Below are 15,025 nucleotides of genomic sequence, written 5' to 3'. Positions count from 1 at the left end.
AGGGACAGACACAGGCATGGCCGATCTATATTCGACGTTGGGGGTGGCGCGGGGCGCGGACGAGGCTGAGATCAAGAAGGCCTATCGCAAGCTTGCCAAGGAGCTGCACCCGGACCGCAACAAGGACAATCCCAAGGCGACCGAGCGGTTCGCCAAGGTCACGCACGCCTACGACATCCTCACCGACAAGGATAAGCGCGCGCAATATGATCGCGGCGAGATCGACGACGAGGGCAATCCCAAGGCGCCGTTCGGCTATGGCCGCGGCCAGCCCGGCGGCGGCTACCGCGCCGGCGCCGGCCCCGATTTCGCGGGCGAGACCGTCGATATCTCCGACATTTTCGAGGGCCTGTTCGGCGGCGGCGGCGCTCGCCGCGGCGGTCCCGGCGGCGGCTTCGGAGGGTTCGGCGGCTTCGGCAACGGCCGGCGCGCAGCAGTGAAAGGGGCCGACGTGTCCTACCGGCTGCCCGTCTCTTTCGCTGACGCGGCGACGCTCGCCGACCAGCGCGTGACCCTGTCCGGCGGCAAGACCGTCAACATCAAGCTGCCCAAGGGCGTCGAGGAAGGCACAAAGATCCGCCTCGCCGGCCAGGGCCAGCCCGGCGAGGGCGGCAATGGCGACGCGATCATCACCATTTCGATCCAGCCGCACCGCTTCTTCCGCCGCGACGGCGACGACATCCGTCTCGATCTGCCGGTGACGCTCGATGAGGCCGTGCTCGGCGCCAAGGCCAAGGTGCCGACCGTCGACGGACCGGTCATGCTGAGCGTTCCCAAGGGCACGACCTCGGGAAAGACGCTGCGCCTCAAGGGCAAGGGCTTCACCGGCAAGAACGGCCAGCGCGGCGACCAATTGGTCACCCTGATGATCGATATCCCCAAGGACGATGCGGCGCTGGAAGAGTTCGCCCGCACCTGGCCGCAAAAGGGGAAGGGAAACCCTCGGGCGGCCTTGGGCGTCTAGCACCCTGTGACCAACATCTCTCCCGAATCTCCCGAAGAACGGCGGAAGCGTTTCGCCAAGGCTCGGGCAAGGGTCGGGAAGCACATGGAGCGGATGAGGCCGGGCGCGTATCCGTTCGAAGTGATCAAGCGGGTCGCGGTCGGCGTCTACAATGACGGCTTCATCCACGCCGGCAACCTCGCTTATCTCGCTTTGCTCACCCTGTTCCCGTTCGTGATCGTCGCTGCGGCGGTGGCGCGCCTGTTCGGGCAGAGCGAGGGCGGGATGGAGGCGGTGGTGGGTCTCCTCCAGACGATGCCGCCCGACGTCGCCGAGCTTCTGCGCAAGCCCATCGCCGACGTGCTGCAGGCGCGGTCCGGCAATCTGTTGTGGCTTGGCGCCTTGGTCGGCCTCTGGACGACCGGCAGCTTCATCGAGACGATCCGCGACATCATCCGCCGAGCCTATGGCGTGACCTATTCGAGGCCGTTTTGGGAATATCGGCTGAGCTCGGCGGGGATCATCGTCGCCTCGGTCGTGATCGCCCTGTTCGCCTTCGCCATTTCGGTCTTCCTGTCGACCATACAGGAGTTCGTCGTGCGCTACGTGCCGACCGCGAACACCCTGTTCCTCAACCTTTTTAGGCTGGCGCCCGCGGTCATGTTGTTCGGCTCGCTCTACCTGCTTTTCTACTCGCTGACGCCCAAGCGCTATCGTCAGAGCGGGTGCAGGAAATGGCCCGGTCCGGCCTTCATCACGCTCTGGTGGCTGGCGACCACTTCTTTGCTGCCGATGGCGCTGACCAGCCTCGGCGGCTACGACCTTACTTATGGCAGCCTCGCCGGCGTCATCGTGGCGCTGATTTTCTTCTTCATCATCGGCCTGGGCGTGGTGATCGGCGCCGAGCTCAACGCCGCACTAGCCGAAACGCCGGAAGAGAGCCTAAAGGAGGGCGAAGAAGCATTTTACGACAGGGAAAGCGTATGAGTGGGTTGATGGAGGGCAAGCGGGGTCTGATCATGGGCCTCGCCAACGACCGGTCTTTGGCATGGGGGATCGCCAAGGCTTTGGCGGACCAGGGCGCGGAGCTGGCCTTCAGCTACCAGGGCGATGCGCTGAAGAAGCGCGTCGAGCCGCTCGCGACCCAGCTCGGCTCCGACTTCCTGCTCGATTGCGACGTGTCCGACATGGACGCGCTCGACCGCGCCTTCGCCGAGCTGAAGAACAAGTGGGACACGATCGACTTCGTCGTCCACGCGATCGGCTTTTCCGACAAGAACGAGCTTCGCGGAAAGTTCGTCGATACCAGCCTCGACAATTTTCTGCTGTCGATGAACATCTCGGTCTACAGCTTCGTCGCCGTCGCCCAGCGCGCCAAGGCGATGATGCCCGATGGCGGCTCGATCCTCACCTTGTCCTATTACGGCGCCGAGAAGGTGATCCCGCATTACAATGTGATGGGCGTCGCCAAGGCCGCGCTCGAGACGAGCGTCAAATATCTCGCCATGGATCTTGGCCCGGAGAATATCCGCGTCAACGCGATCTCGGCCGGCCCGATCAAGACGCTGGCGTCAAGCGGCATCGGCGACTTCCGCTACATCATGAAGTGGAACGAATATAACAGCCCGCTGCGTCGCAACGTCACGATCGAGGATGTCGGCGGCTCGGCGCTCTACATGCTCTCCGACCTGGCGTCCGGCGTCACCGGCGAGATCCACCATGTCGATGCCGGCTACAATGTCGTCGGGATGAAGGCCGAGGACGCGCCGGACATCGCGACGACCTGAGCCATGCCCCAGATCAAGGTCGAATATAGCGCGGGCCTGGCCGAGGGCTTCGATGCGCGCGCCTTCGCCCGCGCCATGCACGACATCGTCGTCGAGATCGCCGGCGCCGATCTGGGAAGCTGCAAGACGCGCCTGGTCGCGCTGGACGATCACGTCATCGCCGACGGCTCCGCCAACGAGGCCATGATCCACGTCGATCTGCGCATCCTCTCGGGCCGGACGGAAGATCAGAAGACGCGGCTGGGCGAGGCCGTGTTGGCCGCCGCTGTGGCCGCGGTCGACAAGCCGCCCCATCTGCAGCTCCAGGTCACGGTCGAGGTGCGCGAACTCGACCGGGCCCATTATCATAAGCGCGTGCTCTAGCGCCGGCACCTGGGCCGGAGCCGAGCGTTCAGCCGCAATGATCTCGCGCCGCCTCATCATCTCCGGACGGGTTCAGGGCGTCTTCTATCGCGGCTGGACAGTGGAGATTGCGCGGGCGCTCGGAGTCGGCGGCTGGGTCCGCAATCGCCGCACCGGAGAGGTCGAAATCGTCGCGACTGGATCCGCCGAGGCCGTGGACGCGCTGATCGAGCGCTGCTGGCAAGGCCCTTCCGCCGCACGCGTCGATGATATCGCCATAGAGGAACTGCCGGTCGAGCCACATGACGGCTTCGGCCAGCGGCCGACCGCCTAGCTCCGGGTGCCGATCAGGGTCCCTTTGGTGCCGCCCTTCCAGAGCCGGAAGTCGAAATCGGGCCGCTGTTTTTTCCAGCGCCGCGCCACCATCCGCTCGCCGGGACGCGCGGCGTCGTCGAGCAGGATCGTGCCGCCGGGCGCGATATGGTCGAACAAAGTCGCCGCCGCGCCGCGCGTGAAGGGATGGATGGTCCAGGGCGGGCCGTCGACCAGCATCAGGTCGATGCCGTGCGGCAGCGGCCCATGGTCGTACCACAGGCCCGGCCAGCCGTCGGGCGAGGGGCGCAGCGGCACGGCGCGCAAATCCGCCTCGAGGCCGTGATCGGCAAGCCAGTTGCGCGTCGCCTCGACGAAATCGGCATGCTGCTCGAAGCTGATCAGGCTGCCGCCGCCGGACTGCTCGAGCGCCTTGGCAATGATCAATGTCGATGCGCCGGTGCCGAATTCGACGACCAGCTTGGGCCGGTGCTCGAGGATATGCTCCACGACGAGACGCAGCAGCCCGGTGTCGGCCTTCCAGCTGCCGAGATTGGGCAGGGCATCATAGGGGAGGCCAAGGCGGTCGAGCAGATCATGCTTGGCCTCGATCGAACCTCCGTCGAGGCTCTTCAGCAACCACGGCCACGTGATCGGCGCAAAGGCGAACAAAGCGGCCCAATCGGCGATGGACCGTCCGCCGGAACCGACAATCGGCGTCTCGCCGATACGGGGCAGCAGGCCGGTGGTTTCACGCGATGTCATCAGCTGCCCTCTATCAATAGCCGCGCCTCAATCCGCGAAGGGATCGCGGACCAGGATCGTGTCCTCGCGCTCCGGACTGGTCGAAACCAAAGCGACAGGACAGTGGATCAGTTCCTCGATCCGGCGGATGTACTTGATCGCCTGAGCGGGAAGCTGCGCCCAGCTGCGCGCGCCGGCAGTCGATTGCGACCAGCCCTCGATCGTCTCGTAGATCGGCTCGACCGCGGCCTGATCGGCGGCGTGGGCGGGGAAATGGTCGTATTTCTCGCCGCGCAGCGTGTAGCCGACGCAGATCTTGATCTCGTCGAAACCATCGAGCACGTCGAGCTTGGTGAGTGCGATGCCGGTGACGCCGGAAACGGCGCAGGACTGGCGGACCAGCACCGCGTCGAACCAGCCGCAGCGGCGCTTGCGGCCGGTGACGGTGCCGAATTCGTGGCCGCGCTCGCCGAGCCGCTGGCCGATCTCGTCCTCGAGTTCGGTTGGGAACGGGCCGGAGCCGACCCGGGTCGTATAGGCCTTGACGATGCCGAGCACGAAGCCCGCGGCGGACGGCCCGAGGCCGGTGCCGCCGGCGGCCGATCCGGCGATCGTGTTGGACGAGGTGACGAACGGATAGGTGCCGTGGTCGACGTCGAGCAGGACGCCCTGCGCGCCCTCGAACAGGATGCGCTTGCCGTCGGCCTTGGCGTTGTTGAGCGTCAGCCAGACCGGGTGGGCGAACTGCAGGACGAAGTCGGCGATCTCGCGCAGGTCGGCGAGCAGCCGCTCGCGATCGATCGGCTGCTCGTTGAAGCCGGCGCGCAGCGCGTCGTGATGTGCGCAGACGCGGTCGAGCTGGGGACCGAGATCATCGAGATGGCGCAGGTCGCAGACGCGGATCGCGCGGCGGCCGACCTTGTCCTCATAGGCGGGGCCGATGCCGCGGCGGGTGGTGCCGATCTTGCCCTGGCCGCTGGCGTCTTCGCGCATCGCGTCGAGATCGCGGTGGATCGGAAGAATCAGCGGGCAGGTCTCGGCGATCTGCAGATTGTCGCGCGTGATCGAGACGCCCTGCGCGATGAGCTTCTCGACCTCGGCCTTGAATGCCCAGGGATCGAGCACGACGCCGTTGCCGATGACGGAAAGCGTACCGCGGACGATGCCCGAGGGCAGCAGCGAGAGCTTGTAGGTCTCGTCGCCGACGACGAGCGTGTGGCCGGCGTTGTGGCCGCCCTGGAAGCGCGCGACCACATCGGCGCGGCTGGCCAGCCAGTCGACGATCTTGCCCTTGCCCTCATCACCCCACTGACCGCCGATCACGGTTACGTTCGCCAAAGCACTTACCCTCAGAAAAATGACGGGCCGGCTCTAGGACGAGTCCCGTGTCGCGTCCAGCATGGCGTGCCCCCCATCGCCTCTTGGCAAGGCAATGGAGGGCAGGGTGCCTCAGAAGCGGAGCGGCTTGACGACGCGAACGCCGGGCAGCCCCTGAACGCGCTGCAGCACCGGCTCGGGGACGTGGTCGTCGACCGAGAGCAGGAGCACCGCTTCGCCGCCGGCGGCGCGGCGGCCGAGTTGGAAGGTGCCGATATTGACGCCGGCCTCGCCGAGCGTGGAGCCGAGACGACCGATGAAGCCGGGCGTGTCGTCGTTGACGATGTAGATCATCTCGCCCTCGAGCTCGGCCTCGACCTTGATCCCGAACATGTCGACGAGGCGCGGCGCGGCGTTGCCGAACAGGGTGCCCGCAACCGAGCGGTCGCCGGCCGCGGTGGCGACGGTGACGCGCACGAGCGTATGATAGTCGCCCTCGCGGTCGTGGCGGATCTCGCGGACGTCGAGGCCGCGTTCCTTCGCCAGGAACGGCGCGTTGACCATGTTCACCGTGTCCGAATGGACGCGCATGAAGCCGGCCAGCACCGCGCCGGTGATCGGCTTCGGGTTGAGTTCGGCCGCGGCGCCTTCGACCTCGATCGATATGCCGGAAAGCGCGCCATGGGCGAGCTGGCCGACGAGGCTGCCGAGCTTTTCCGCCAGCGCCATATAGGGGCGCAGCTTGGGCGCTTCCTCGGCCGAGAGCGACGGCATGTTGAGCGCGTTGGTGACGCCGCCGCGGATCAGGAAGTCCGACATCTGCTCGGCGACCTGGATGGCGACGTTGACCTGGGCCTCGGTCGTCGACGCGCCGAGATGTGGCGTCGAGATGAAGCCGGGCGTGCCGAACAAAGGCGAGGCCTTGGCCGGCTCCTCGACGAACACGTCGAGCGCGGCGCCGGCGATATGGCCGCTGTCGAGGCCGGCCTTCAGCGCGGCCTCGTCGATCAGCCCGCCGCGGGCGCAGTTGATGATCCGCACGCCCTTCTTCGTCTTGGCGAGATTCTCCGCCGAAAGGATGTTGCGGGTCTGCTCGGTGAGCGGCGTGTGCAAGGTGATGAAGTCGGCGCGGGCGAGAAGTTCGATAAGTTCGACCTTTTCGATGCCGAGATCGACCGCGCGCTCGGCGGTCAGGAACGGATCGTAGGCGACGACCTTCATGCGCAGCCCGAGCGCGCGCTCGGCGACGATCGAGCCGATATTGCCGGCGCCGATCAGACCGAGCGTCTTGCTGGTGAGCTCGACGCCCATGAATCGGTTCTTCTCCCACTTACCGGCCTGGGTCGAGGCGTCGGCGGCGGGCAGCTCGCGGGCGAGCGCGAACATCAGCGCGATGGCGTGCTCGGCGGTGGTGATGGAGTTGCCGAACGGAGTGTTCATCACGACCACGCCCTTGGCCGAGGCGGCGGGGATGTCGACATTGTCGACGCCGATGCCGGCGCGGCCGACGACCTTCAGATTGGCGGCGGCCTCGAGCAGGTCGGCGGTGACCTTGGTCGCCGAGCGAATGGCAAGACCGTCATACTGGCCGATGATCGCCTTCAATTCCTCCTTGGTAAGGCCGGGCTTCTCGTCGACCTCGATGCCGTTGGCACGGAAGATTTCGGCGGCATTGGGATCCATTTGATCCGAGATCAGAACTTTCGGCATGGGACGGTTTTCCTTGTTTCCGTCATTCCCGCGAAAGCGGGAATCCCGCTTCGCCGGAGCGATATCAGGGTTGAAGCGGGATCCCCGCTTTCGCGGGGATGACGCCGAAAAGGGTCAGGCGCTACGCGCTTCGTGGAAGGCCCAGTGGAGCCAGGGGCCGAGCGCCTCGATGTCGTCGCTTTCGACGGTGGCGCCGCACCAGATGCGGATTCCCGGCGGCGCGTCGCGATAGCCGGCAACGTCGTAGGCGGCGCCTTCCGCTTCCAGCAACGAGGCCATTTTCTTGACCAAGGCGAGCTGGCCGTCGGTGTCGAGGCCCTTCACCGCATCGCCCGCAAACTTCAGGCAGACGCTGGTGTTCGATCGGATCGCGGGATCGGCGACGAGATGATCGACCCAGGGGGTCTGCTGCACCCACGCGTCGAGCGCGGCGGCGTTGGCGTCGGCGCGTGCGATCAGGGCGGAAAGCCCGCCGAGGCCCTGCGCCCATTCGAGCGCGTAGATATAATCCTCGACCGCGAGCATCGACGGCGTGTTGATCGTCTCGCCCTTGAAGATGCCCTCGATCAGCTTGCCGCCTTTGGTCATGCGGAAGATCTTCGGCAGCGGCCAGGCGGGCGTGTAGCTCTCCAGCCGCTCGACCGCGCGCGGGCCGAGGATGAGGACGCCGTGGCCGCCTTCGCCGCCAAGCACCTTCTGCCAGCTGTAGGTGGCGACGTCGATCTTGTCCCAGGGGAGGTCCTGGGCGAACACGGCGGAGGTCGCGTCGGCGAAGGTCAGCCCTTCGCGGTCGGCGCGGATCCAGTCACCGTCCGGCACCCGCGCGCCGGAGGTCGTGCCGTTCCAGGTGAAGACGACGTCATGGCTCTGGTCGACAGCGCCGAGGTCCGGAATCTCGCCATAGGGCGCCTTGACGACGGTCGCGTCGAGCTTGAGCTGTTTGACGACATCGGTGACCCAACCTTCACCGAAGCTTTCCCAGGCGAGCATCGTTACCGGGCGGGCGCCCAGCATCGACCACAGGGCCATCTCGACGGCGCCGGTGTCGGAGCCGGGGACGATGCCGATGCGGTGCGTCGCGGGGACGCGGAGGATTTTGCGGGTGAGCTCGAGCGCATGTTCGAGACGCGCCTTGCCGAGCTTGGAACGGTGCGAGCGTCCCAGCGATCCGGTGGCGAGATGTTCGGCGGCCCAGCCCGGCGGCTTGGCGCAGGGACCGGAAGAAAAATAAGGGCGCGCTGGCCGCGCACCCGGCTTTACGTTCGTCACTGTATTCTCTCCTTGCAGAGAGCACGCGCCGCGTTGGGACGGCGTGGCCCGCCGACGGCCTTAGAGCCGCGCTCGTTCCTGTCAACAATGTTCGGGATCCCGTGTCGGCCCGGCGCCGCGCAAACGCCCTGACTCGTTCGCGCAACGCTTTGACTCGTTGAGGGTTTGCCGAATCTTGCCGGTCGGCGCTGCGTCCGGCATTTTTCGGCGCATGTGGGGTAGGGGGATCATTCTGGCGACTTTGCTGCTGGCCGGCTGCGTCCCCAAACCGGAGCGCCCGGCGCCGCAGCAGCCCGCGCCGCCCACCGCGGTCGCCGCTGACCCGGTGATCCGCCAGTGCCTTGCCGATCTATCGCGCGATGGCGTGAAATTCCGAGCCTTGCCTGATCGCACTTTCGGCGGCGGCTGCACCGCGCTCGGCTCTGTCCAGTTGCTCGAGATCGGGACGCCCGTGACCAATCTCGGCGCGATGACCTGCCCGCTCGCCCGCACCTTCGCGCGCTGGTCGCGCGAAGCGGTGCAGCCGGCGGCGCAGCAATGGCTCGGCGTCCAGGTCGCCAAGGTCGAATCGATGGGCACCTATGCCTGCCGTCCGGTCAACGGCATGGCCGGCGGCAAGCTGAGCGAGCATGGCCGTGCCAATGCGGTCGACATCTCCGCCTTCACCCTCGCCGACGGCCGGCGCATCACTGTGCTCGACGGCTGGAACGGGTCGGACGAGAAGGTGCGCGGCTTCCTGCGCGCGGTCCACCAGTCCGGCTGCCGGCGCTTTGGAATCACGCTCGGGCCCGAGGCGAATGCGCTGCACCGAAACCATTTTCACTTCGACATGGGCCGCGGCCCCTATTGTCGTTAGCCGTCAGCCGCTAAGGGCAGGGACATGACCGATCCTGTTCCGCCGAAGAGCGTATTCCACCCCGCCCGCGAAGAAGCCGAAGTCGCCAACCAGCCGACCTCCAGCCCGCAGACCGAGGATCCCGCCTACCGCCTTGCCTTCCAGGACATGGACTTCCTGCTCCGGCCGGACCTGCGGGCGGTGCGCTTCCAGCTCGAGTTGCTGAAGCCCGAGCTGATGCTCAACGAGGCCAATATCGAATCGACTTTGGTCATGTACGGGTCGGCGCGCATTCCGGAGCCGGAAAAAGCCGACGCCCTGATCGCGGGCGCGGCGACCGACGAGCAGCGCCTGATCGCCGAGCGGCTCAAGGCCAAGTCCAAATATTATGAGGAGGCGCGCCGCCTCGCCCGCATCGCCAGCCGGGTCGCCGAAGTGGACGGCAAGAAGCAGTTCGTGGTCTGCTCGGGCGGCGGTCCATCGATCATGGAAGCGGCCAATCGCGGCGCCTGCGACGAGGGCAAGGAATCGATCGGCCTCAACATCGTGCTGCCGTTCGAGCAGCTGCCCAATCCCTATGTGACCCCGTCGCTCAGCTTCCAGTTCCACTATTTCTCGCTGCGCAAGATGCACTTCCTGATCCGCGCGCGGGCGGTGGCCGTGTTCCCGGGCGGGTTCGGCACGTTCGACGAATGTTTCGAATTGCTGACCTTGATCCAGACCAAGAAGATCTCGCCGATCCCGATCCTGCTGTTCGGCGAGGATTTCTGGAAGCGCGTGATCAGTTTCGACGCCCTGGTCGAGGAGGGCGTGATCGCGCCGGCCGACCTCGATCTATTCAAGTTCGTCGAGACGGCCGAGGAAGCGTGGGACTATATCTGCGACTTCTACGCCCACGACGCCGAAGTGCTGGCCTGCGCGAAATAGCGCGGCGACAGAGGCTTCGGGGGTGGCGGCCTTGCGGCCCGCCATCCCCGATGCGCCTTATTTGGTCTTGGTCTGCTCGTCGCGGCCGGTCACTGCCGGAGCGCCTTCGCCACCAACGGTGCCCTTGGGCTGGATCGCGGCCTGGCCCTCGGTGAGGACCGGCTCGTCCTCGGCCTTGGTGGCGTTTGCGTCGGCGGCCTCGGCGGTGGCGTCCTGGCCCTCGACCGGAGCGGCCGGAGCAGCCGGAAGCGGCAGGTTGCTGCCCTGCGCGTTGAGATAGGCCATCAGATTGGCGCGCTCTTCCGGCTTGGAGAGGCCGGCGAAGGTCATCTTGGTGCCGGGAGCGAACTTCTTCGGCGAGATCAGCCACTGGTTCATGGCTTCCCAGTCCCAGGTGCCGCCGTGCGACTTGAGCGCGTCCGAATAAGCGTAGCCCGCGACGTGAGCGACGGGCTTGCCCATCGTTGCCCACAGGTTCGGGCCGAGACCGTTGGCGCCGCCCTGATCGACGGTGTGGCAGGCCGCGCACTTCTTGAACACGTCGGCGCCCTTGGCCGGATCGGCCGCGGCGAGGAAAGTCGCGATCGGGGCTTCGGCAGCGCCTTCACCTTCGCCTTCGACCTCGACGCCCTCGATCGGGTAGCCCATTTCGTGCGGGCGATGTGACTTGAAGACCTCGCCGGTCGCCAGCGAAGCGCCGAGCGCGACAATGCCTGCGCCGAGCACCCAGCCAGCAATGGTGTTGAACCGATCGTCCATGCCGCTTGAAACCTCCTGAGCCGCGCGACCGCGTGAATTGCGTGCGCGTAAGAACTGATTTGGCGCTCCCTTTAGAAGGGCAAATGCATTGGGGCAAGACGGGTCAAATGCCGTCGAGCCACCGTCGCAGCAGAGTATGGGCGATGGCGAAGCGCGGCGGTGCCTTGAACGGCGCGTCGGCATCGCCGCGCAGGGCGGCTTCGACCGCTGGCCGGTCGAACCAGCGCGCATCCTCGAGCTCGTTGGTATCGAGCGCGATCGCGTCATCCTGCGCCGCGGCGACGCAGGCGATCATCAACGATCCGGGAAACGGCCAGGGTTGGCTTGTAACGTAACGAACGTCGCCCACACGCACGCCGGCCTCTTCGGCGATCTCGCGGCCGACCGCTTCCTCGATCGATTCGCCGGGCTCGACAAAGCCGGCCAGCGCCGAATAGCGGCCCGGCGGATATTGCGGCTGGCGGCCCAGAAGCACGCGGCCCTCATGTTCGGCGAGCATGATCACGACCGGATCGACGCGCGGATAATGTTCGGCCGTGCAGCCGGAGCATTTGCGGCCCCAGCCGGCGCGGAACAGATCGGTGCCAGCCCCGCAGGCGCTGCAGAAGCGGTTGCGGTTGTGCCACTCGTTGAGGCTGCGCGCGGCGCCCCACAAGGCCGCGTCGCCGGCCGCCATCCGATCGAGCAAAGGATAGACCGACCAGCGCGAGACGCCGTCCGCGCGCACCAGCGGCGCGAAGCGGGGCTCGCCATCTTCGAGGCCGAGGAAGATAAGGTCGGCGCCCTCGCCATATTCGGCGAGCGTGGACCAGGTGAGCCGGCCTTCCTCGTCGAGCACGGGATCGAGAATCGAGAGAAGCATCAGGCGCGCCCGCGGGTCGTCGGCCAGGGCCTCCATGCGGGCGGTGTCGAGGCGGAGATGGTCGGCGCGGTCGATCGCGGAGCCGGTGAAGCCCGGCTGGTGGGGAGAGCTCATGCCGCCCCTTGCCACGCCGCCCCTCGCGCCGCCAGCTTGGCGAACAGGGTCGGCAGCCCGGCCTCATGGATGCGCGCGATCGGCCACCAGGTCCCTTCGGCCGGCTCGCGCCGCTCGGCCGCCGCGCAATAGAGCGTCAGGTTCAATGCGAAATGGGTGAAGACATGATCGACCGCGCCCGCCTCGTCCCATTGGGCGCTGGCCGGCGCGCCGTCGCCGGGCAGTGTTTCCGCGTCCCAGGCTCCGGTCGGCAGGCCGAGCATCCCCCCGAGCATTCCCTCGCCCGGGCGGCGTACCAGCAGCACGTGGCCGTCGTGCTGCAGCCAATAGGCATTGCCGCGCTTGCTGGGGCGCGGCCGCTTGGCGGCCTTGATCGGATAGGTTTCGGGTCGGCCTTCGCGCCGGGCGGCGCAGCCGTCGAACAAGGGGCAGGCGGTGCATGCGGGCTTGCGCGGCGTGCAGATGGTGGCGCCGAGGTCCATCATCGCCTGCGCGAAGTCGCCGCAGCGCGCCGCCGGGGTGATCGAATCGGCGAGGGCGTTCAGCGCCGGCCGCGCCGCGGGCAACGCTTGCTGCACGGCGAACAGCCGCGACACGACCCGCTCGACATTGGCGTCGACCACCACGGCGCGCCGATCGAAGGCGATCGCGGCCACCGCCGCGGCGGTATAGCGGCCGACGCCGGGAAGCGTCAGCAAAGCCGCCTCGCTGTCCGGAAAATGGCACTTATGGTCGGCCACCACGCGGCGGGCGCAGGCGATCAGGTTGCGCGCCCGGGCATAATAACCCAGCCCCGCCCAGGCGGCCATCACGTCGCCCTCATCGGCGGCGGCGAGCGCGGCCACATTTGGCCAGCGCGTCGTGAAGGTCTCGTAATAGCCTTTGACCGCGGCGACCGTCGTCTGCTGCAGCATCACCTCGGACAGCCACACCCGATAGGGGTCGGGCCGGCCGCTGCGGACGCGCCACGGAAGCGACCTCGCGTTCGAGTCATACCAGCGCAAAAGGAGATTCGGGGCATCGACGGGCACGGCCCGCCTATGCCATGCTGGCCGGGATGAAGAAACCGGGCGGGACGATCAAAAAGAAAGCGGACGAGCCGCGGCGCGCAATGCGCGCCCGTGCCGTTTCCGACATGGTTCCGGACGTCGGGCGCGCGGCTTTCCGCCGTTTCGGCTTCGTCCAGTCGTCGGTGGTGAGCCGCTGGCCGGAGATCGTCGGCGAGCGCTATGCCGGCATTTCCTCGCCCGAATCGATCAAGTTCCCGGCCGGGCGCAAGTCCGAAGGCGTGCTCAACCTCCTGATCGAGGGCGCGCACGGGCCGATGATGCAGCATGTCGCCCCGGTGATCATAGAGCGGGTGAACCGCTTTTTCGGCTATCCGGCGGTGAGCCGCGTCGCGTTCAAGCAGGGCGCGGTCAAGGCGGCCAAGGCCAAGCCGCGCGTCGCGCCGCCGTCGCTGCGGCCGATTCCGGCCGAGCTTGGCGACAGCCTGAGGGCGATCGCCGATCCGGAACTGCGCGCCGTGCTCGAATCGGTTGCGCGCGGGGTTGCGGCCAAGGAGGCCGCGCCGCTAGCAGGCACCATGATGGCGATTCCGGTCGTCGGCAAATTGAGAGGGTAGAATGAAGGCTTTGATGACCGCCGGCACGATGACGCTGGCTTTGCTCCTGGCCGGCTGCGGCGACGGCGCGAGCGACGGCAATGCCACGGCGGCCGCCGGCAACGAGCCGATCGCGGCGATCCCGGCGCCGAACGGCGGCGACTGGGCCCAGGTCGTCAGCGAGACGCCGGACGGCGGCTTCCTGATGGGCAATCCGGACGCACCGGTGAAGGTCGTCGAGTTCGCGTCGATGACCTGCGGCCACTGCGCGACCTTCGCCGAACAGGGCATTCCCGCGCTCACCGACAAATATATCAAGACCGGCCAGGTCAGCCTGGAGCTGCGCAACTTCGTCCGCGATCCGGCGGATCTTGCCGCCTCCCTGCTCGCACGCTGCGGCGGCGCCACCCCCTTCTTCAAGCTGACGGACCAGATCTTCGCGGCCCAGCAGGAGTGGATCGGCAAGCTCCAGCAGATGACGCCGGCGCAGCAGCAGCAGCTTCAGTCGGCGACCCCCGCGCAGGCCGTCGGCGCGATGGCGGAGCAGGCCGGGCTGGTCGATTTCGTCCGCCTCCGCGGCATCCCGACCGAGAAGGCGCAGGCCTGCCTTGCCGACCAGGCAGCGCTGCAGAAGCTGGTCGACATGAACCAGAAGGCGACCTCGACCTACCAGATTCCCGGCACGCCGGCCTTCCTGATCAACGGCGAGCTGGTCCAGAACACGGCAGACTGGGCGACGCTCGAGCCGAAGATCCGCGAGGCGCTCGACTGATGAAGCGCGCCTTCCTCCTCGGCCTCGCAGCGGCCGCGCTCGTCCCGGCGGGATTGCCGGCCATTGCGGCGCCGGCGAGCAAGGCGCCGGCCGCCAGGGACTGGACTCGCGTCGTGGTGGCGACGCCGGAGGGCGGCTTCCGCGTCGGCAATCCGGCCGCGCCGACCAAGCTCGTCGAATATGGCTCGCTCACCTGCGATCATTGCGCGCGCTTCGCCGAGGTCGGCGTCCCGCAATTGCTCTCCAAATATGTGAAGAGCGGTCGCGTCAGCTTCGAATTCCGCAATTTCGTGCGCGATCCGTATGACGTGACTGCCGCCCTGCTCAGCCGCTGCGCGGGGCCGGCCAATTTCTTCGCTCTGACCGACAGCTATTTCTCCGGCCAGAAAGCGTGGGTCGGGCGCTTCCAGGGGATGACCGAGGCTCAGGCCAAGGCGCTCGACGCCCTCCCGCCCGAGCAGCAATTCGCCCAGCTCGCTTCGATCGGCGGCCTGGACGCGATGGCGGCCAAGGCGGGCATTACGCCCGCGCGCGCCAAGCAATGCCTGTCCGACAAGGCCGGCCTCGACCAGCTCGTCGCGATGCGCAAGGTCGCGGTAGAGAAGCACAAGCTCCAGGGCACGCCGACCTTCGTCATCAACGGCAAGACCGCCGAGCACGCCCATGACTGGACGGCGCTCGAACCCTTGCTCGGATCGCCTGGAGGCTAAGATGCGTCGCGGGGGCGGG

The 15,025-nt window shown here is 67.2% G+C and carries 17 protein-coding genes; 10 read left to right on the top strand and 7 right to left on the bottom strand.

Going from position 1 to position 15,025, the window contains the following annotated elements; all coding sequences use genetic code 11:
- Positions 1-16: 16 nt before the first annotated feature.
- Genes SH591_RS06670 through SH591_RS06650 form a run of 5 tightly spaced genes read left to right on the top strand, consistent with a single transcriptional unit; the run spans position 17 to position 3,406 of the window.
- Positions 17-964 carry a DnaJ C-terminal domain-containing protein gene (locus tag SH591_RS06670; protein WP_322832119.1) on the top strand — a complete coding sequence of 316 codons (948 nt, stop codon included), beginning with the start codon at positions 17-19 and terminating at the stop codon, positions 962-964.
- Between the two features lie 6 nt (positions 965-970).
- Positions 971-1,930 carry a YihY/virulence factor BrkB family protein gene (locus SH591_RS06665; protein WP_322832118.1) on the top strand — a complete coding sequence of 320 codons (960 nt, stop codon included), beginning with the start codon at positions 971-973 and terminating at the stop codon, positions 1,928-1,930.
- On the top strand, positions 1,927-2,730 hold the full coding sequence (gene fabI, locus SH591_RS06660; protein WP_324751054.1) for an enoyl-ACP reductase FabI: 804 nt from the start codon (positions 1,927-1,929) through the stop codon (positions 2,728-2,730). Before SH591_RS06665 ends, fabI begins: the two co-directional genes overlap by 4 nt.
- 3 nt (positions 2,731-2,733) lie before the next feature.
- Positions 2,734-3,093 carry a 5-carboxymethyl-2-hydroxymuconate Delta-isomerase gene (locus SH591_RS06655; protein ID WP_324751053.1) on the top strand — a complete coding sequence of 120 codons (360 nt, stop codon included), beginning with the start codon at positions 2,734-2,736 and terminating at the stop codon, positions 3,091-3,093.
- A 37-nt stretch (positions 3,094-3,130) separates the two neighbouring features.
- Positions 3,131-3,406: an acylphosphatase gene (locus tag SH591_RS06650; protein ID WP_324751052.1), complete on the top strand. Its 276-nt coding sequence runs from the start codon at positions 3,131-3,133 to the stop codon at positions 3,404-3,406.
- On the opposite strand, the gene SH591_RS06645 is transcribed toward SH591_RS06650, so the two are convergent.
- From SH591_RS06645 to SH591_RS06630, 4 genes are all read right to left on the bottom strand, one after another.
- Positions 3,403-4,149: a class I SAM-dependent methyltransferase gene (locus SH591_RS06645; RefSeq protein WP_324751051.1), complete on the bottom strand. Its 747-nt coding sequence runs from the start codon at positions 4,147-4,149 to the stop codon at positions 3,403-3,405. The genes SH591_RS06650 and SH591_RS06645 overlap by 4 nt on opposite strands.
- A gap of 27 nt (positions 4,150-4,176) precedes the next feature.
- A complete protein-coding gene (locus SH591_RS06640) occupies positions 4,177-5,466 on the bottom strand; it encodes an adenylosuccinate synthase (RefSeq protein ID WP_322832113.1) in 1,290 nt (429 codons plus the stop codon).
- 111 nt (positions 5,467-5,577) lie between these two features.
- Positions 5,578-7,155, bottom strand: coding sequence for a phosphoglycerate dehydrogenase (serA, locus tag SH591_RS06635; RefSeq protein WP_324751050.1), 1,578 nt, complete (start codon positions 7,153-7,155; stop codon positions 5,578-5,580).
- A gap of 114 nt (positions 7,156-7,269) precedes the next feature.
- On the bottom strand, positions 7,270-8,424 hold the full coding sequence (locus tag SH591_RS06630) for a phosphoserine transaminase (RefSeq protein WP_324751049.1): 1,155 nt from the start codon (positions 8,422-8,424) through the stop codon (positions 7,270-7,272).
- Between the two features lie 211 nt (positions 8,425-8,635).
- Here SH591_RS06630 and SH591_RS06625 point away from each other — a divergent pair, with 211 nt between their 5' ends.
- A complete protein-coding gene (locus tag SH591_RS06625) occupies positions 8,636-9,280 on the top strand; it encodes an extensin family protein (RefSeq protein WP_324751048.1) in 645 nt (214 codons plus the stop codon).
- A 24-nt stretch (positions 9,281-9,304) separates the two neighbouring features.
- Positions 9,305-10,186 (top strand): LOG family protein, encoded by an 882-nt coding sequence (locus SH591_RS06620; protein ID WP_322832109.1) that lies wholly within the window; start codon positions 9,305-9,307, stop codon positions 10,184-10,186.
- Positions 10,187-10,243: 57 nt separating this feature from the next.
- Here SH591_RS06620 and SH591_RS06615 read toward each other — a convergent pair whose 3' ends face one another.
- The 3 genes from SH591_RS06615 to mutY form a co-directional block, all read right to left on the bottom strand.
- Positions 10,244-10,945 (bottom strand): c-type cytochrome, encoded by a 702-nt coding sequence (locus SH591_RS06615; RefSeq protein WP_324751047.1) that lies wholly within the window; start codon positions 10,943-10,945, stop codon positions 10,244-10,246.
- 103 nt (positions 10,946-11,048) lie between these two features.
- A complete protein-coding gene (nudC, locus tag SH591_RS06610; RefSeq protein ID WP_324751046.1) occupies positions 11,049-11,921 on the bottom strand; it encodes an NAD(+) diphosphatase in 873 nt (290 codons plus the stop codon).
- Entirely contained in the window at positions 11,918-12,952 is a 1,035-nt protein-coding gene (mutY, locus tag SH591_RS06605) for an A/G-specific adenine glycosylase (protein ID WP_324751045.1), read from the bottom strand. Before mutY ends, nudC begins: the two co-directional genes overlap by 4 nt.
- 26 nt (positions 12,953-12,978) lie before the next feature.
- Here mutY and SH591_RS06600 point away from each other — a divergent pair, with 26 nt between their 5' ends.
- The 3 genes from SH591_RS06600 to SH591_RS06590 are packed head-to-tail and all read left to right on the top strand — an operon-like array spanning position 12,979 to position 15,006.
- On the top strand, positions 12,979-13,545 hold the full coding sequence (locus tag SH591_RS06600; protein ID WP_322832105.1) for a DUF721 domain-containing protein: 567 nt from the start codon (positions 12,979-12,981) through the stop codon (positions 13,543-13,545).
- 1 nt (position 13,546) lies between these two features.
- A complete protein-coding gene (locus tag SH591_RS06595) occupies positions 13,547-14,296 on the top strand; it encodes a DsbA family protein (RefSeq protein ID WP_324751044.1) in 750 nt (249 codons plus the stop codon).
- Positions 14,296-15,006, top strand: a complete 711-nt coding sequence (locus SH591_RS06590; protein ID WP_324751043.1) for a thioredoxin domain-containing protein — start codon at positions 14,296-14,298, stop codon at positions 15,004-15,006. The genes SH591_RS06595 and SH591_RS06590 overlap by 1 nt, the downstream gene beginning before the upstream one ends.
- Positions 15,007-15,025 lie beyond the last annotated feature (19 nt).

Source organism: Sphingomonas sp. LY54 (genome assembly GCF_035594035.1).
Taxonomy (GTDB): Bacteria; Pseudomonadota; Alphaproteobacteria; order Sphingomonadales; family Sphingomonadaceae; genus Allosphingosinicella.
This window is presented reverse-complemented; position numbering and strand designations above follow the sequence as displayed.